Origin of the sequence: Schumannella luteola (genome assembly GCF_013408685.1) — a bacterium.
In the GTDB taxonomy this organism is placed as follows: domain Bacteria; phylum Actinomycetota; class Actinomycetes; order Actinomycetales; family Microbacteriaceae; genus Schumannella; species Schumannella luteola.
In genome coordinates, this window is record NZ_JACBZY010000001.1 from 515225 (window position 1) to 531695 (window position 16471).

At 73.1% G+C, this 16471-nt stretch carries 14 protein-coding genes; 8 read left to right on the forward strand and 6 right to left on the reverse strand.

The window, feature by feature from the left end:
* Positions 1 to 371 precede the first annotated feature (371 nt).
* The 4 genes from BJ979_RS02410 (at position 372) to BJ979_RS02425 (ending at position 3858) form a co-directional block, all read left to right on the forward strand.
* The gene (locus tag BJ979_RS02410; RefSeq protein ID WP_179564833.1) at positions 372 to 1268 is read left to right on the forward strand and encodes a hypothetical protein; all 897 of its coding nucleotides are present in this window, start codon (positions 372 to 374) and stop codon (positions 1266 to 1268) included.
* Positions 1269 to 1349: 81 nt separating this feature from the next.
* Positions 1350 to 2366, forward strand: coding sequence for a hypothetical protein (locus tag BJ979_RS02415; protein ID WP_179564835.1), 1017 nt, complete (start codon positions 1350 to 1352; stop codon positions 2364 to 2366).
* On the forward strand, positions 2363 to 3502 hold the full coding sequence (locus BJ979_RS02420) for a hypothetical protein (RefSeq protein ID WP_179564837.1): 1140 nt from the start codon (positions 2363 to 2365) through the stop codon (positions 3500 to 3502). The genes BJ979_RS02415 and BJ979_RS02420 overlap by 4 nt, the downstream gene beginning before the upstream one ends.
* On the forward strand, positions 3502 to 3858 hold the full coding sequence (locus BJ979_RS02425; protein ID WP_179564839.1) for a GntR family transcriptional regulator: 357 nt from the start codon (positions 3502 to 3504) through the stop codon (positions 3856 to 3858). Before BJ979_RS02420 ends, BJ979_RS02425 begins: the two co-directional genes overlap by 1 nt.
* Positions 3859 to 4080: 222 nt before the next feature.
* Here BJ979_RS02425 and BJ979_RS02430 read toward each other — a convergent pair whose 3' ends face one another.
* From BJ979_RS02430 to BJ979_RS02450, 5 genes are all read right to left on the reverse strand, one after another.
* Complete coding sequence (locus BJ979_RS02430) at positions 4081 to 8148, reverse strand: proline dehydrogenase family protein (RefSeq protein ID WP_246286665.1); 4068 nt, start codon at positions 8146 to 8148, stop codon at positions 4081 to 4083.
* A gap of 102 nt (positions 8149 to 8250) precedes the next feature.
* Positions 8251 to 9042, reverse strand: coding sequence for an amino acid ABC transporter ATP-binding protein (locus tag BJ979_RS02435; RefSeq protein WP_281360910.1), 792 nt, complete (start codon positions 9040 to 9042; stop codon positions 8251 to 8253).
* Positions 9026 to 9688 carry an amino acid ABC transporter permease gene (locus BJ979_RS02440; RefSeq protein ID WP_179564841.1) on the reverse strand — a complete coding sequence of 221 codons (663 nt, stop codon included), beginning with the start codon at positions 9686 to 9688 and terminating at the stop codon, positions 9026 to 9028. Before BJ979_RS02440 ends, BJ979_RS02435 begins: the two co-directional genes overlap by 17 nt.
* A gap of 168 nt (positions 9689 to 9856) precedes the next feature.
* Positions 9857 to 10693 carry an amino acid ABC transporter substrate-binding protein gene (locus BJ979_RS02445; protein ID WP_179564843.1) on the reverse strand — a complete coding sequence of 279 codons (837 nt, stop codon included), beginning with the start codon at positions 10691 to 10693 and terminating at the stop codon, positions 9857 to 9859.
* Between the two features lie 224 nt (positions 10694 to 10917).
* Complete coding sequence (locus tag BJ979_RS02450) at positions 10918 to 11466, reverse strand: thioesterase family protein (RefSeq protein WP_179564845.1); 549 nt, start codon at positions 11464 to 11466, stop codon at positions 10918 to 10920.
* 277 nt (positions 11467 to 11743) lie between these two features.
* Here BJ979_RS02450 and BJ979_RS02455 point away from each other — a divergent pair, with 277 nt between their 5' ends.
* Positions 11744 to 12346, forward strand: coding sequence for an RBBP9/YdeN family alpha/beta hydrolase (locus tag BJ979_RS02455; protein WP_179564847.1), 603 nt, complete (start codon positions 11744 to 11746; stop codon positions 12344 to 12346).
* Positions 12347 to 12638: 292 nt separating this feature from the next.
* On the opposite strand, the gene BJ979_RS02460 is transcribed toward BJ979_RS02455, so the two are convergent.
* Positions 12639 to 13634 (reverse strand): DNA-3-methyladenine glycosylase family protein, encoded by a 996-nt coding sequence (locus BJ979_RS02460; RefSeq protein WP_218853418.1) that lies wholly within the window; start codon positions 13632 to 13634, stop codon positions 12639 to 12641.
* 139 nt (positions 13635 to 13773) lie between these two features.
* On the opposite strand from BJ979_RS02460, the gene BJ979_RS02465 reads away from it, so the two are divergent.
* The 3 genes from BJ979_RS02465 to BJ979_RS02475 are packed head-to-tail and all read left to right on the forward strand — an operon-like array spanning position 13774 to position 16310.
* Positions 13774 to 14799, forward strand: a complete 1026-nt coding sequence (locus BJ979_RS02465; RefSeq protein ID WP_179564849.1) for a 6-phosphofructokinase — start codon at positions 13774 to 13776, stop codon at positions 14797 to 14799.
* A gap of 51 nt (positions 14800 to 14850) precedes the next feature.
* Positions 14851 to 15912 (forward strand): MDR family oxidoreductase, encoded by a 1062-nt coding sequence (locus tag BJ979_RS02470; protein WP_179564851.1) that lies wholly within the window; start codon positions 14851 to 14853, stop codon positions 15910 to 15912.
* Positions 15909 to 16310 (forward strand): DUF1304 domain-containing protein, encoded by a 402-nt coding sequence (locus BJ979_RS02475; RefSeq protein ID WP_343046568.1) that lies wholly within the window; start codon positions 15909 to 15911, stop codon positions 16308 to 16310. The genes BJ979_RS02470 and BJ979_RS02475 overlap by 4 nt, the downstream gene beginning before the upstream one ends.
* The last annotated feature ends 161 nt before the right edge of the window (positions 16311 to 16471 follow it).

Sequence of the window (16471 nt, forward strand, 5' to 3'; positions counted from 1 at the left end):
GGGCGTCGGGGTCACCCTGGCTTCTCAGCGCAGCTCGTCGGGCCGGGCGCGCGCCAGGGCGCGGCCGGTCACGGAGCTCGCGGGGTGCTGGGACGTGCACTCCGCGAGTCGCTCGACGTGATCGGAAGGATCTCCGCGGTGCTCGGGCCACCTCGGCTTCCATGCACAAGTATGCAATGTCCTCCTTATGGAGGACACGACCCCCTTCGGGGGGTGAAGCTGCACGATTCTCGCCGAGTTACGCTCGCGAAGCGCTCGATCCGTGCGCCGAACTGGCACTCGACGACGAAATCAGTTGTATCGCCACAAAGCCTTGTGTCCTCATTTTTGTAGCAGTACGTTGATACAGAAGAAGGACAAAGGAGGACACGATGGATCAGCGCATCCTCGTCGGCATCGCCGCGACCGCGATCGCGATCGGCGGACTCGTCTTCGTCATCGGCTCGGCGACCCCCGCCTACCGCCGCTATCTCGTCAACCGCTTCGTGCGCGACGTCGGCCTCGGCTACCCGGCCGAGCTGCGCGGGACGGTCGAGAAGCAGGTCGTCGGCCGCCAGCGCCGGCTCGGCATCGCCATGGTCGTCGGCGCGGTGCTCGCGGTCGCGATCGTGCTGCTGGCCACGCCGACCAGCGACAGCGACGGATTCCTCACGCTGCTTCTCGGAATCGGCGCCATGATCGCCACGGTCACCGCCGTGCAGACCTTCGCCGGCCTGCTGAGCCCCCGCCCCCTCGACGCCGAGGAGGTGCGGTACGCGCGGGCCGCCGAGACCGAGCTGGGCGACTACGTCTCGCCGCTCGAGCGCGCCGCCGTACGGGTGCTCGTGCCGCTCGCGGTGATCGCCGTCGTGGCCGCGATCGCGGCCGTGCCCGAGCGGATGCCGGCCCTCGCCATCGTCGTCATCACCTCCGCGCTCTCGGTGCTCGGCCTCGTGCTGTTCGAGACCGTCGGCCGCCGCATCGTGCGCCGCCCGCAGCACGCCGGCTCGGCCGCCGAGCTCGCCTGGAGCGACGCCCAGCGCGCCGCCGACCTGCGCGACATCGCCGACTACACGGCGTTCTCGGCCGGCTACGTGGTCGTCGGCTGCGCCGTCGCGGTGTTCTCCGACGCCGCCGGCCACTGGGACTGGCGCATCTCGCTCATCAACACGGGCTGGATCGCGCTCGTCGTCATCGCCGGCAACGTCGCCCGCAGCCGCAGCCTCCAGCGCCACGTCATCCGCCGACTCTGGCCCGATGTCGCCGCCGCGAACGAGCTGCGCGGCTGAGCTCTCTCCGCTGGACATCCCCTCCCCCGAATACCGACCCTCGACCGCACCGTCCCCTCGACCCCCGACAGGAGCATCACCATGATCTGGTTCCTCGCCGCCCTGGCCGTGGCCGCCGGCCTCCTCCTCATCGTCTTCCCCGCGACCGCCGCCGGGCGCGCCCGCAACGCCGACGCCTACGCGCGCCGACTCGGGCTCGCCATCCCGCCGCAGATGCAGCAGCTCATCGAGCGCCGCCTCGCCCGCCGCGGACGCGCCGCCGGCGTCGGCGTGCTGCTCGGCGCCGTCGCCGCCGTGCCGGTCGCCCTGCTCACGCCGGAAGGCGAGTCCCGCTGGGCGCACCTGGTGCCCGCTGCCGGCGTCTTCGCGCTCGTCGCCAGCGTCGTGGCCGCGGTCGCCGCGCTCGTGCTGCGCGAGCGTCCGGGCGAGGGGATGCGCGTCGCCCGCTCGACCGAGGTGCGACTCGACGACTACGTGGCGCCGTTCGAGCTGAACTTCCAGCGCGCGGTCGTCGCGCTCGGCCTGCTCGGCGCGCTCGTCGGGATCTTCGCCGTCGCCCTGCAGCCCACGTTGCTGACGACTTCGGGGGCCTTCATCGCCACCGGACTCGTCGGGCTCGTCGCCGCGGTGGCCTTCGAGGTCATCGCCCGCCGCCTCGTCGACGCCCCGCAGCCGGCCGGCTCGCCCGCCGAGCTGGCCTGGAACGACGCCCTGCGCACCCTCGGCATCCGCGACCTGATGCTCGTGCCGTCGATGATGGGCACGTTCTCGGCCTTCGGCGCGCTGCTCGTGCTCGTCGTACCGGGCAGCACATCGGCGCTTCCCGGGCAGCTCGGTGCCGGCATCGCGTTCGGGGTGTTCCTCATCGTGATCGTCGCGCTCATCGTGCTGGCAGCTGTGCAGTACCGCCACGGCAGCCCGCTCACGCACTTCCTGCGCCGACTCTGGCCCGAGGTCGCGGCGCAGAACGCGGCCGCGCGCACCCCGGGCGGGCGCGCGGCGGCAGCGGCGGCGAGCGCCGGGGCTCCGAGCGCCGCTCCGGTCGCAGCAGCCGCCGGCGAGAGCGCCGGCACGAACGATGAGGGCGGCACCCGATGATCTGGATCGTCGGCTTCTCGATCGCCGTCGCCATCGCCGGGGTCATGTTCCTCATCCGCTCGGCGACCCCGGCCGGTCGCGCCCGCCGCGCCGACACCCTCGCCCGCCAGATCGGTCTCGCGATCCCGTCGCAGCTCAGCACCTTCATCGAGGCGCGCCTCGCCCGCTTCAGCCGCGCCGGCGCGATCGGACTGCTGCTGGCCGCCGTCGCCTCGGCCCCCGTGGGCTACGCCGTCAGCGTGGCGAGCGGCGGTGACCCGTGGGGCGGTCGCGGGTTCGGCACGGGCGACAACGCCGCGCTGGGCGTCTGGCCGGGAGTCGGCGTCGGCCTGGTCGCGGTCGGCATCGTCGTCGCCGGCGCGGCGATCACCGTGCGCGACGACCTCGGCGACGAGGTGCGCTTCGCCCGCTCGACGGCCGTCGGCCTCGACGACTACATCCCCCGCGCACAGCTCGCGCTGCTGCGCATCGGCACAATCGGCGGCGGCGTGCTCGCTGCGCTGCTCGCGGCCCTCACGGTCGCGCAGCCCGCCACGCTCCCGGCGGCCCTTCCGCTCATCGGCACCGGCGTGATCGGCGTCGTCGCCCTCATCGTCTTCGAGATCTTCGGACGCCGCATCGTCGGCGCCCGGCAGCCCTCCGCCTCCCCCGCCGAGCTCGCCTGGAACGACGCCCTGCGCTCGGCGCAGCTGACCCAGCTCGCGACGGCGCCGGGGATGCTCGGCTACTACTCGCTGCTCGGCTGCACCTTCGTCCTACCGCGAGTGATCGAGCTGGGCGGCTGGCCGGGATGGATCGGCGGCGTCACCGCCCTCGTCGTGATCGCACTGCTCGCCGCGCTGGGTGTGATCGTGCTGATCTTCGTCTGGGGCAAGGGCAACCCGCAGACGCACTTCCTGCGTCGGCTCTGGCCGGAGGTCGTGGCGCAGAACGCGGCGCTCGCGACGGCGACCAGCCTCGCCTCGTCGCGAGCGGATGAGGGCCTCGCCCCGGTCGGCGCGGGGGCCGCGGCGACGGTATCGGGCGGCTCCGGCCACGCCGCCGGCACCACGACAGGTGTGGCCGTCGAGGGCGCCGCGGCGGCGCTAGGCTCAGGCGCCCCTGACCACGGCGAACGCAGCGAAGGAGGACGGTGATGTTGGGCATCGACCCGCGGTCGGCCGTGCCGCCTTTCGAGCAGCTGCGGCTGCAGCTCATGTCGCAGATCACCTCCGGGGAGCTGACCGCCGGGGCCCGGCTTCCTACCGTGCGGCGCCTCGCCGAAGACCTCGGCATCGCGCCGAACACGGTCGCCCGCTGCTACCGCGAGCTCGAGGCCTCGGGCGTGATCGAGACCCGCGGACGCAACGGCACGGTGGTCGCCTGGTCGCCCGACAGCGCCGACCGCGAGATCGAGCAGGCCGCCCGCGGCTTCGCCGACCGGGTGCGCGCCCTCGGCGGCGATCCGGTGCGCGCGCTCGAACTCGCCCGCGCCGCCCTCGGCGGAGCCTGAACCGCCCGCGCGGCTCGACCCGCGTGGCCGAGCCCCGCGCATCCACCAAGGACACCCGCGTTCGGCAACGGGCTCGCGCTGCCGACAGTTGATCGGTCGCTAACTGTCGCTATCCGGCCGGCGGTTTCAGTTGGCGACCGATCACCGAGGATTGCGGGTCGCCGAAGACGGGTCGCGGACGTCGGCTCGTGGGTCGCCGGCTCGGCCGGACGGCGCCGCGGGTCAGAGCTGCAGTGCGGCCATGCCGGGGGCGGGGGTCCCGAAGCGGTGCGCCGTGATCGAGACCGCCTGTTCGAGCAGGAACGGCAGCAGCTCGATGCGTCCCGCGGTCGTGACCGGCCCCGACCAGATCGCCACGTCGGGCGAGCCGCCGAGCGCCGTGCCGAGCGCGTTCGCGACGGCGGTGCGGGATGCCGAGCTCGAGGCGGCGGGACGGGCGGGGCTGCCGACACCAGCACCAGCACCAAGCTGCGCCGCCACGGCACCGCCTTGCGCTGACACAGCGCCGAGCGCGGCGGCGCCGTCGGCTCCGGCGATGAGGCGGATGCGCATCCCCCGCGCCTGGTCGACCTGCGTCGCGAGCCGGCCGGCGAAGGCGGCATCCGTCTCGGTGATCACCTGGTCGACCCGCAGCAGCGGGGCGTCGCCGGTGATGAGCGGACGCAGCCCGCTCGGCAGCGGCACGGCCGAGCTGATCGTGAGGCGCGAGCGGGCGCGCACGCCGGCGACGATCACGCGCACGGCCTCGGCGAGCGAACCGCCTTCGGCGAGGCGGATGACGACGGGCGTCGGGCGGTACCGCAGCACGTTGCGCTCGACGCCGAGCCGGGCCGAGTCGCGGGCTCCGCCGAACTCGGCATCCCACGCGGCCTGGTCGCTCAGCGCCGCGCGGCGCACGAGTGCGAAGCCGTCGTAGTCGAGGCCCGACTGGGCGCCCTCGATCGCGGCGCGCACGCGCTCGTCGAGTCCGTCGAGCGAGAGCGAGTCGTCGACGCGGTTGCGGCGCACGGCGGTCGGTCCGCCGATCGGCGTCGCGAGGCTCTCGCCGCGCACGGGCGTGGGCACGTCGCCTTCGCCGGGCGCACCCGCACCAGCACCAGCACCAGCACCAGCACCAGCACCCTCGCCATCAGCCGCGCCGGCACCGACACCGGATCGAGCGCCTGAGGCAGAATCCGCGGAATCCGCGGCCGGCACGACGCCGCCGCCCGCGCTCCCCCGAGTCAGCCGGCTGTTGACGATCAGAGTCAGCGCTCCTGGCTCACGCGAGCCGGGCGTCGCACCCGACGCGCCATCCGCCCCGCCCGCGCCGCCGCTCGCCGCGCGACCCGTCGCATCCATTGCTCCGCTGTCGGCCCCGTCCGCGCGAGCCGCCGCGTCCGACCCTGCAGCACCACCCGTGCCCGCCGCGGCACCATCACCGGAACCCGCCGGCACCCACGAACCCAGCCCCAGCAGCATGTTCGGCCCGCCCGCCTTCGCGCCGGTGCCGACGCGCGAGCGCTTCCAGCCGCCGAAGGGCTGCCGCCGCACGATCGCCCCGGTGATGCCGCGGTTCACGTAGAGGTTGCCGGCCTGCACGCCCTCGAGCCAGGCATCCACCTCGGCCGGCTCGAGCGAGTGGATGCCCGCCGTCAACCCGTAGTCGGTCGCGTTCTGCCAGCTGATCGCCTCGTCGAGCGACGATGCGGCCATGAGCCCGAGCACGGGCCCGAAGTACTCGGTGAGGTGGAACTCGCTGCCGGGCTTGACGCCGGTGCGCACGCCGGGCGACCAGAGGCGCCCCTCGTCGTCCAGCTGCTTCGGCTCGACCAGCCACGACTCCCCCGGCGCGAGCGTCGTGAGGGCGCGCTCGAGCTTGCCCGACACCGGCTCGATGACCGGGCCGACGCTCGTCGACGGGTCGGTGCCGGGGCCGACGACGAGGCTGCGCACCGCATCCTCGAGCTGCCGCAGGAAGCGCGGCGACGTCGCGACCGAGCCGACGAGGATGCCGAGCGATGCCGCCGAGCACTTCTGCCCGGCATGGCCGAAGGCGCTCTTCACGAGGTCGCCGACGGCGAGGTCGAGGTCGGCCGACGGCGTGATGACGATCGCGTTCTTGCCGCTCGTCTCGGCGACGATCGGCAGGTTGGGCCGCCACGAGCGGAACAGCTCCGCCGTCTCGATCGAGCCGGTGAGGATGACGCGGTCGATCTCGGGAGCGGTCACGAGCGAGCGGCCGAAGCGCTCCTCATCCAGGTCGACGAGGCTGAGCAGGTCGCGCGGGATGCCGGCCTCCCAGATCGCCTCGGCGAGCACCGCACCGGTGCGGCGGGCCTGCGGTGCGGGCTTGAGCACGACCGCGCTGCCGGCGGCGAGCGGCGCGAGCACCGAGCCGGTCGGGATCGCGAGCGGGAAGTTCCACGGCGGCGCCGCGAGCGTCACCACGTCGGGAACGTGCCGAGCGCCGTCGACCGCGCCGAGCTCGCGGGCGCGCGCCGCGTACCAGCGGGCGAAGTCGATCGCCTCGCTGACCTCGACATCCGCCTCGGCGATCGTCTTGCCGGTCTCGCTCGCCATGACCTCGATCAGGCGGCCGCGCATCGCGACGAGCACCTCGCCGATGCGCTCGAGCGCGTCGGCGCGCGTGGATGCCGGGGTCGCGCCCCAGCGGTGGCCGGCCGAGCGGGCGGCGACGAGCAGCTCCTCGAGCTGCTGCGATCCGGTCAGGCGGGCGGCCTCGATCGTGTCGACGCCGAGCCGGGAGTCACGAGCGCGGGCGAGCACCGAGCGGCCCCAGTCGCGGTTGGCGGCGAGCGCCGGATCGGTGTCGGGCTCGTTGCGGAACGCCTCGGGCGTCGACGGGATCACGGGGTGCGAGCGATCCTGCGTGCGGCTCGGGCGCGGCACCGCATCCAGCGTCGGATGCAGCGCGGCGAGCGAGGTGCGGAAGCGCGTCTCCTCGCGCCCGAAGGCCTCGGCCGAGCTGTCGAGCTCGAACACCGACGCCATGAAGTTCTCGGGCGAGGCGTTCTCCTCGAGGCGGCGCACGAGGTAGCTGATGGCCGAGTCGAACTGGGCCGGGTCGACGACGGGCGTGTAGAGCAGCAGGTCGCCGACGTCCTGGCGCACGGCCTGCGCCTGCGCGGTCGCCATGCCGAGCAGCATCTCGAAGTCGACGCGGTCGCTCACTCCGCGCCGCTCGGCGAGCAGGTGCGCGAAGGCGACGTCGAAGAGGTTGTGCCCGGCGACGCCGATGCGCACCGCCGCGGAGCGCTCGGGCGTCAGCGCCCAGGTCAGCATCCGCTTGTAGTGGGTGTCGGTGTGCTGCTTGGAGCCCCAGGTCGCCTGCGGCCAGCCGTGGATGCGCGCATCCACCTGCTCCATCGCCAGGTTCGCGCCCTTGACGATGCGCACCTTGATCGGCGCCCCGCCGGCGGCGACCCGCGCCCGAGCCCAGGCGCTGAGCTGCTGCAGGGCGGCGAGCGAGTCGGGCAGGTAGGCCTGCAGCACGATGCCCGCCTCGAAGCGCTGCATGCCGGGCTGCTCGAGCAGGCGCGTGAACACCGCGATCGTCAGGTCGAGATCGCGGTACTCCTCCATGTCGAGGTTGATGAACTTGGGGGATGCGCTGCGCACCGCCGCGCCGTAGAGCGGGTTCAGGCGCGCGACGACCCGGTCGACGGTCTCGTCGAAGCCCCACATCGACAGCTGGCTGGCGACGGCCGAGACCTTGACCGAGACGTAGTCGACGTCGTCGCGGCCGAGCAGGTCGATCGTGCCGGTGAGGCGCGCATCCGCCTCCCTCTCGCCCAGCACGGCCTCGCCGAGCAGGTTGATGTTGAGGCGGGTGCCGTCCGCGCGCAGCTCGTGGATGACCTTGTCGAGCGACTTCGGCGTCGCATCGATCACGAGGTGCCCGACCATTCCGCGCAGCACCCGGCGGGCGATGGGGATGATCGGCCACGGCAGCAATGGGGCGAAGGCGCCGCCGACGCTGACGGCGGCGCGCTGATACCAGGGCAGGAACGCGGGGATGTCGTGCGAGAGCGTCTCGAGCTCGCGGCCCGCGACGCGCAGGTCTTCGGGGCGCACGACCCGGTCGACGAAGCCGAGGGTGAAGCCGAGGCCGTCCGGATCCTTCAGCAACCCGGCGAGGCGGGCCGCGTGCTTGTCGTTCTTCGGATCGGCGGCGGCGTCGCGGCTCGCATCGAGCCAGCGCTGCACGAGGGCGACGACCTCGTCGGCGGTCGGCAGAGCCTGGTTCGCCGGATCGGGGGCGACTCCCTGGGGGGCGGGACTCGACATGGATTCGAGGGTATCCCGCGGGCCCGCGCATCCCCTGGCGCTCGCGTCGCGGAGCGGCGGATGCTCGGCGCGCGGCCAGGCAGGCGCGAATGCGGCGCCGGGTCAGTCGAGCGGGCGCAGCAGCCGGTCGAGAAAGGCGCGCGTGCGGGGCTGCTGCGGATCGCGCAGCAGCTGCTCGGGCGCGCCGCGCTCGACGATCACGCCGCCGTCGAGGAAGAGCACCTCATCCGCCACCTCGCGGGCGAAGCCGAGCTCGTGCGTGACGACGACCATCGTCCAGCCCTCCTCGGCGAGCTGCTTCATGATCACCAGCACGTCGCCGACGATCTCGGGGTCGAGCGCGCTGGTCGGCTCGTCGAAGAGCAGCAGCTTCGGCTTGAGCGCGAGCGCGCGCACGATGCCGACGCGCTGCTGCTGCCCGCCCGAGAGCTGGAAGGGGTAGGCGTCGCGCTTGTCGCCGAGCCCGACGCGCTCGAGCAGCTCGAGCGCCTCCGCCTCGACGTCCGCGCGCGGACGCCCCTGCACGACGATCGGGCCCTCGGTCACGTTCTGCAGCACCGTGCGGTGCGGGAACAGGTTGTAGTGCTGGAACACCATGCCCGACGCATCGCGCAGGGTCTCCCGCTGCCGCCGGCGCTCCTTCTTGGAGGCCGGGGCCGCGAAATCGAGCGCCTGGCCTTCCAGCTCGAGCACGCCCGCATCCGGCACTTCGAGCGCGTTCAGCGAACGCAGCACGGTCGTCTTGCCCGAGCCGGACGGCCCGATCAGCACGAGCACACGGCCGCGCGGCACGGCCAGGTCGATGCCCTTCAGCACCTCGAGCGACCCGAACGACTTGCGCAGGCCGGTCGTGCGCAGCAGCGGGGCGGCGCCGGAGTCAGGCGTGGGCGACATAGCGATCCAGCCTCTTCTCGATGCGTCCCTGCGCGGTCGACAGCACGAGGCAGATGATCCAGTAGATCGCGGCCGCCTCGATGTAGATCAGCATGAACTCGTTGCTGAAGGCGGCGATGCGCTGCGCCTCGCGGAACAGCTCCGTCACCAGGATCGTCGCCGCGAGCGAGGTGTCCTTCACGAGGCTGATGAAGGTGTTCGACAGCGGCGGCACCGAGACGCGCGCCGCCTGCGGCAGGATCACCCGGCGCAGGGTCGTGACTCGCGACATCCCGACCGTGTACCCGGCCTCCCACTGCCCGGCCGGAACCGACAGGATCGCGGCTCGGATCACCTCGGCCGCGTAGCCGCCCACGTTGATCGACAGGGCGATGATCGCGCTCGGCCACGGCGGCAGCACGACGCCGATCGAGGGCAGGCCGTAGAAGATCACGAACAGCTGCACGAGCATCGGGGTGCCGCGCACGATCGAGATGATCAGCCGGGCGAGTGCCGCGAGGGGCACGATGCTCGACATGCGCGCGAGGGCGAGCAGCAGCGCGAGCACGAGGCCCAGCGCGAACGACGCGAGCGAGAGCGGGATCGTGCCGAGCAGCGCCCCGCCCCAGAGCGGACCGAGAGAGCTGACGAGCAGGTTCCAGTCCATGGATGCTCCCTTCGGTTCGCGGCGTCGGTTCGGCTGAGTCGTGCCAGGGCCGGTGCCGGGGCAGGCCGCGGCGGTCGAGGTCTCGGCGCCGGGCCGCCTCGGTCGGCGGTGTGGTCAGACTAACGAGGCCCGGCTCATCCTCTCGGAGAAGCCGGGCCTCGCGGGGCCTTACTTGCTGATGTCCTGCCCGAAGTACTTCTCGCCGAGCTTCGCGAGCGTGCCGTCGGCGGCCAGCTCAGCCAGCGCCTTGTCGATCGCGGCGGTCAGGGTGTCGCTGCCCTTGCGCAGCGTGATCGCGCTCTTCGAGACGTCGTCGGTGTCGGCGGCGATCTTCAGCCCATCCGTCTCGCCGTTCTTCTTCGCGTCGAGGAAGGTCAGCTTGTCATTGACGGTCGCGTCGACGCGGCTCTGCTTGAGCAGCTCGAGCGCCTGCGCCCAGCCCTCGACCTGCTCGACGTTCGCGCCGGCATCCTGCGCGACCTGGTACCAGTTGCTGGTCAGCGACTGGGCGGTCGTCTTGCCCTTGAGGTCGGCGAGACCGGTGATGTCGCTGTCGCTGCGCACGATGACCGCGCCGGGCGACACCGAGTAGGGGGTGCTGAAGTCGTACTTCTTCTCGCGCTCGGCGTTGACCGAGATCTGGTTCGCGATCACGTCGAAGCGGCCCGCATCCAGACCGGCGAAGATCGCGTCGAACTGCGTCTCCTGGAACTTTGCCTTCACGCCGAGCTTCTCGGCGACGGCGGTCGCGACCTCGACGTCGTAGCCGGTCAGCGGGCCCGAGCCGCTCTCGTGGTAGCTGAAGGGGCGGTAGGTGCCCTCGGTGGCGATGACCAGCTCGCCGGCCTTCTGCACCTGCTCGAGCGAGCGGCCGGCCTTCGGCGAGGCGGAGGCGCCGGCGCTGTCGCCCGAGCCGGATCCGGCGGTCGAGCAGCCCGCGAGCAGCAGGGCGGCGGTCGCCGTGGCGGCGACGAGCAGGTGGCGGACGCGGATGCGGGTGCGCATGGGGAACTCCGGATGTCGTGGGTGTGCTCGGGTCCTGGACCGAGTGGGTCCGAGGCGAGCGCGCTGTGGTGTGACGGCCGGCTTCGTGCGGAGCGCCGACCTCCGGAGGGTAACCACCGGCGGGTGATCAGGCATTCCCTGTGACGCCCGGTTACTCGCGGGCCGGGTGGAAGCGCGGGGCGGATCGGGCCCGGCGCAGTCCCGCCGCGGTCAAGCCCCGACTCTCAGGCCCAGACGCTCGGCGCAGGCCGACGGTTCGACGGCAGCGCCGTGTCGGCGGCCCAGCGGATCGCCCACTCGGGCGCCGGCAGGCTGTGCACGTCCTCGCCGAGGGCCGCGCCCAGCTCATCCATGCTGACCGTGCCGCCGGTGCGCTGGAGGAAGCGCGCCCGCACGACCGCCTGCGCGCAGATCTCGCCATCTACGACGAATCGCTGCTCGCAGTAGACGCTGCGGTCGTCGAAGCCGATGAGCCGCGTCTCGAGGTCGAAGAGCTGCCAGGGCTTGAGCGAACGGCGGTAGGTGATGGTCTGCGCGCCGACGACCGGGTAGATGCCGGCCTTCATGAGCGCCGGCCAGAGCCCGGAGCGCAGGTTCAGGTCGTAGCGGCCGAGATCCATGATCGTCAGGTACACGCCGTTGTTCATGTGCCCGAGCTGGTCGAGGTCGCGAGGCCAGACGCGCATCCGGATGCGACCCACATCGAAGGCCGTCAGTCGGGAGCGACGCTTCATCGTGAGCCGCAGACGCAGCAGCCGGAACCAGAGATTCACCCGCCGACGGTATCCCTTCCACGACGGATCGGCGATCCCGTTGTCGATCCGCGACAAGCACGGGGTGGATGCGCGCGGCCCGGTGCGCGGGACCGGCCAGCCGGGGCGCGGTCGACTCGCCGAGATGTCTCGAACGTCTCGCGCTCGCGGCGTGTCGCGGGCATTCGCGACATCTCGGCGACGCCAGGCGGGGAGCGCGCGGGGATACCGGGTCGGGAGATGACGCGCGGCGACGCGGTTCGGGCGCGCGGGCAGGGCGCGTCGCTAGCGTCGAGGCGTGACCTTCCCGAAGCGCATCGTCGTCGTCCACGGCTACCAGGCGAACACCCGCGCCCACTGGTTCCCCTGGCTCGCGGAGCGCGCGGCCGAGCTCGGCGGGCGCGTCGACGTCGTCGAGCTGCCGGATCCGCAGAACCCGGTGCGCGCCGACTGGGATGCGGCGGTCGCCGACACGATCCGCGGCGGCGCGAGCGCGGACGCCGGCGCGGCGGTCACCGGCGCGGAGCCGGGCCTCTGGGTCATCGGCCACAGCCTCGGCTCCATCACCGCGTTGCGCTGGGCCGCGAGCCTGCCCGCCGACGCGCGCCTCGGCGGCATCCTGCTCGTCGCGGGCTTCGGCGAGCAGCTCGACACGATCCCCGAGCTCGACGGCTACCTCGCCGAGGTGCCGAAGGATGCCGACATCGCGCGCATCCGCGAGGTCGCCGGGGCGATCCGCAGCATCCACTCCGACGACGACGCGATCGTGCCGCCGCCCTACAGCGAGCGCATCGCGGCGCGCCTCGGCGTCCAGCCGATCGTCGTGCCCGGCGGCGGGCACTTCCTCGACCGCGAGGGCTGGCTCGAGGCGCCCGAGGTGTTGGCGGCCCTGCATACCTGACCGCGGGCGCGCGTCCGGCCGCCCGGGGCCCCGCTCCAGCCACGATCGCCGGGTCCCTCCGTCACGATCCCCCGAAGCGACCTCCCCTCGCAATTCAGGATCCGAACCGACGCAATTCAGGATCGGAGCCCGGATCCGGCGCCGTTTCACCCGGTCCGCGCGGTCGGATCCTGAATTGCGAGCCCGTCGATCCTGAATTGCGAACCGCCACGGCGGTTGCGGATGAGAACGGTCGCCCGCGTGGACGTCGGGGCCGGATGCTCGACGCCCGAGCAGCTCGGCCCGCAGCGAGTCAGCGGGCGCGGTGGTCGGGGATCGTGAGGCGCGGCCCGCGGCGCTCGTAGCCGATGCCGGATCCCTCGATCAGGCGCACCACCCGCTGCCGGTGACCGCGCCACGGCTCCAGCAGCTCGCGCATCCCGTCGTCGTCGACGCGTGCGCCGGTGAGCGCCCAGCCGACGTTCTTGCAGGTGTGGAAGTCGCCGAAGCTCACCGCGTCGGGGGCGCCGTGGCTGCGCTGCACGGTCTCAGCAGTAGTCCACACGCCGATGCCCGGAACGGTGCGCAGGCGGCGCTGCGCCTCGGCGACCGGCTGATCGCCGCCGCGCTCGAGTCCGGTCGCGACGGCGAGCGCGCGCTGGATCGTGTCGCGGCGCTGCGGGGTGACGCCGGCGCGGTGCCACTCCCACGACGGGATGCGACGCCACGCCGCGACCGTTGGCAGCACGTGCATGCCGCGCGGCGCCGGCCCCGGAGCCGGCTCGCCATGGCGGGCCACCAGGGTGCGCCACGACCGCGAGGCCTCCTGCCCGGTCACCTTCTGGAAGAAGATCGCCGGCAGCAGCGCCGCCAGGACCTGCCCGGTGCGCGCGAGGCGCAGGCCCGGTGCACGTCGGTGCAGCTCGGCGATGAGCGGATGCCGCTCGGCATCGAATCCGTCGAGGTCGTCGTCGGCGCCGAGCAGCGCCGGAACCCGCTCGATCGCCCACGCGGCGCCCGGCCCCCAGGCGTCGGCGTGCACGCTCGCGGCGGCGGCGTCCACGCGCAGGCGGAGGGTGACGGGAGCGCCGTCGTCGGCCGTCGGAGCCGTGGCTCGCTCCGCGGGCGCGCGGAACACGAGCCAGTGCGCCTCGCCCTCCCGCCGCGACGCAGGGTCGCTGCCGAACTGGGCGATCGTGCCGAGCGTGCGCCGCAGATCGATCGGATGCGGCGGGGCGTACCGCGTCGAGAGCGGAACCGCGGATGCGGGCGTGGGCGTGGGCGCACCGGGCACCTCGACGGCGCTCACGCGACCCGCCCCATCCACTCGCTCACGCGGCGACCCTAACCCCGCCCGCCGACGCCGGCCGCGACCCGCCCGGCCCGCGCCGCCCGCAACCACCCGCCCCGGAATCGCACGAACGTGCACGAGGCGGCAGGATGTACCCGTGAGCATCGGCATCCTGACCAGCGGCGGCGACTGCCCCGGCCTCAACGCGGTCATCCGCGGGGCTGTCCTCAAGGGGATCACCCAGCACGACCTCGAGTTCGTCGGCTTCAAGAACGGCTGGAAGGGCGTCGTCGACGGCGACACCGTCCCCCTCGGCCGCCCCCAGGTGATGGGCATCTCGAAGCAGGGCGGCACCATCATCGGCACCTCGCGCACGAACCCCTTCGAGGGCGACGGCGGGCCCGAGAACATCGCCGCGATGATGGAGGAGCAGGGCATCGACTCGCTCATCGCCATTGGCGGCGAGGGCACCCTGGCCGCGGCGAAGCGGCTGACGGATGCCGGCATCAACATCGTCGGCGTGCCCAAGACGGTCGACAACGACCTCAGCGCCACCGACTACACCTTCGGCTTCGACACCGCCGTGCAGATCGCGACCGAGGCGATGGACCGCCTGCGCACGACCGGCGACTCGCACGGGCGCTGCATGGTCGCCGAGGTCATGGGCCGCCACGTCGGCTGGATCGCGCTGCACTCGGGCATGGCCGCGGGCGCGCACGCGATCCTCATCCCCGAGCGCAAGACGAGCATGGACGAGATCACCGAGTGGGTGCGCGCCGCCGCCGACCGCGGCCGTGCGCCGCTGATCGTCGTCGCCGAGGGCTTCAAGCTCGACAGCATGGATGATGCCCACTCCGAGCGCGGACTCGACGCCTTCGGCCGCCCGCGCCTGGGTGGCATCGGCGACATCCTCGCCCCCGAGATCGAGGCCCGCACCGGCATCGAGACCCGCTCGACGACGCTGGGTCACATCCAGCGCGGCGGAACGCCCTCGGCCTACGACCGCGTGCTCGCCACCCGCTACGGCATGGCGGCGGTGGATGCGGTGCTCGAGCAGCGCTGGGGCCGCATGGTCGCGCTGCGCGGCACCCAGATCGTGCACGTGCCCTTCGAAGACGCGCTCGGCCGCCTCAAGACGGTGCCGCAGTCGCGCTACGACGAGGCCGCCGTCCTCTTCGGCTGAGCGAGCTTCCGCTGCGGCGCGCGACTCGGCCCGCCGCGTAGGGTCGGGCGCATGGTGCGCGCGATCCAGGTGACCAAGGGCGGCGACAACGGCGACGGCACGACCGGTCCGCGGTTCGTCGACGTGAGCGACGACGAGCTCGGCGAGGGCGACACCCTCGTCGAGGTGCTCTTCTCGAGCCTCAACTTCAAAGACGGTCTCGCGCTCGCGGGCAATCCCGGCGTCGTGCGCGTCTCGCCGCTCATCCCGGGCATCGACGTCGTCGGCCGGGTGATCGAGTCGGCGGATGCGCGCTTCCGGCCCGGCACGGAGGTCGTGCTGACCGGGGCGGGCCTGGGCGAGACCCGCAACGGCGGCTACGCCGACCGCGCTCGCCTCGACGGTGCGCTCGCGGTCGTGGTGCCGCCCCAGCTCGGCGCGCGTCGTGCGGCCGCGATCGGCACCGCCGGATTCACCGCGGCGCAGGCCGTGCTCGCCCTGGAGGACCGCGGCATCCCCGACGGCCCGGTCGCCGTGACCGGCGCGAGCGGCGGGGCCGGCTCGATCGCCGTGGCCCTGCTCGCCGCCGCCGGCCGCGAGGTCGTCGCCGTCACCGGCAGCCCCGACGCGCACGATTGGCTCCGCGAGCTCGGCGCGAGCGACTTCGTCGACCGGACCGAGCTCGCCGAGGCGGGCAAGCCGCTGCAGAAGGAGCGCTGGGCCGGAGCGGTCGACGGCATCGGCGGCGCGACCCTGCACAACCTGCTCGCGCAGACCCGGCACGGCGGGGCGGTCGCCGCGTTCGGGCTGGTGCAGAGCGCCGAGCTGCACACGAGCGTGCACCCCTTCATCCTGCGCGGGGTCGGCCTGCTCGGCATCAACTCGGTCGAGGCCGGCGCGGATGAGCGCGCCCGGGTCTGGGAGCGCCTCGCCCGCGACCTCGACCCGGCGCTGATCGACCGGCTGACGAGCGAGATCACGCTCGACGAGGTGGTGGATGCGGGCGCGCGCATCCTCGCCGGGGGCACTCGCGGGCGTACGGTGGTCGCCGTGAACGCCACCACCGCATCCCCCGTCGACGACGTCGTCGACGCCGAGCCGACGTCCGCCCCCGAGAGCGGAGCCGACGCGTGAGCGGCCTGCTCATCGCGGGGTCGGTGTTCGCCGGCATCGCGGCGCTCATCCACGTCTACATCTTCTTCCTCGAGAGCGTCGCCTGGTCGCGCGAGAAGACCTGGCGGCTGTTCGGCCTCGGCAGCCAGGCGGAGGCCGACACGGTCAAGCCGATGGCGTTCAACCAGGGCTTCTACAACCTGTTCCTCGCGATCGGAATCGGGGTCGGCATCGTGCTGATCGCGTCGAGCTCGGCCGAGCAGGCGGGGCTGGCGGTGCTCATCGCGTCACTCGCGAGCATGGTGCTCGCGGCGGTCGTGCTGATCACCTCGAACCCGAAGCTGGCCCGCTCCGCGGCGATCCAGGGCGTCGCGCCGCTGATCGCACTCGTGCTGACGCTGGTCTCGCTCGCCGCCTGACGCGGCCGGCTGACGAGCCGCTCGCCGCCTGACGCACAGATCCGTCGCGAACCGCCGCTTATACGCCCGGATCCGCAGGTCTCGAACTCCGACACGCGCACAACCTCCGAATACCCCGAACGGGGGGACGCCCCCGCAGAGGCCCGGTCGATACTGTCGAC

What these genes read in the sequence shown, in the direction of transcription:
- BJ979_RS02445 (WP_179564843.1), bottom strand. Translation starts at nt 10,693, where the DNA reads ATGCGCACCCGCATCCGCGTCCGCCACCTGCTCGTCGCCGCCACGGCG.
- BJ979_RS02470 (WP_179564851.1), top strand. Translation starts at nt 14,851, where the DNA reads ATGGTGCGCGCGATCCAGGTGACCAAGGGCGGCGACAACGGCGACGGC.
- BJ979_RS02435 (WP_281360910.1), bottom strand. Translation starts at nt 9,042, where the DNA reads ATGTCGCCCACGCCTGACTCCGGCGCCGCCCCGCTGCTGCGCACGACC.
- BJ979_RS02420 (WP_179564837.1), top strand. Translation starts at nt 2,363, where the DNA reads ATGATCTGGATCGTCGGCTTCTCGATCGCCGTCGCCATCGCCGGGGTC.
- BJ979_RS02410 (WP_179564833.1), top strand. Translation starts at nt 372, where the DNA reads ATGGATCAGCGCATCCTCGTCGGCATCGCCGCGACCGCGATCGCGATC.
- BJ979_RS02425 (WP_179564839.1), top strand. Translation starts at nt 3,502, where the DNA reads ATGTTGGGCATCGACCCGCGGTCGGCCGTGCCGCCTTTCGAGCAGCTG.
- BJ979_RS02440 (WP_179564841.1), bottom strand. Translation starts at nt 9,688, where the DNA reads ATGGACTGGAACCTGCTCGTCAGCTCTCTCGGTCCGCTCTGGGGCGGG.
- BJ979_RS02415 (WP_179564835.1), top strand. Translation starts at nt 1,350, where the DNA reads ATGATCTGGTTCCTCGCCGCCCTGGCCGTGGCCGCCGGCCTCCTCCTC.
- BJ979_RS02430 (WP_246286665.1), bottom strand. Translation starts at nt 8,148, where the DNA reads ATGTCGAGTCCCGCCCCCCAGGGAGTCGCCCCCGATCCGGCGAACCAG.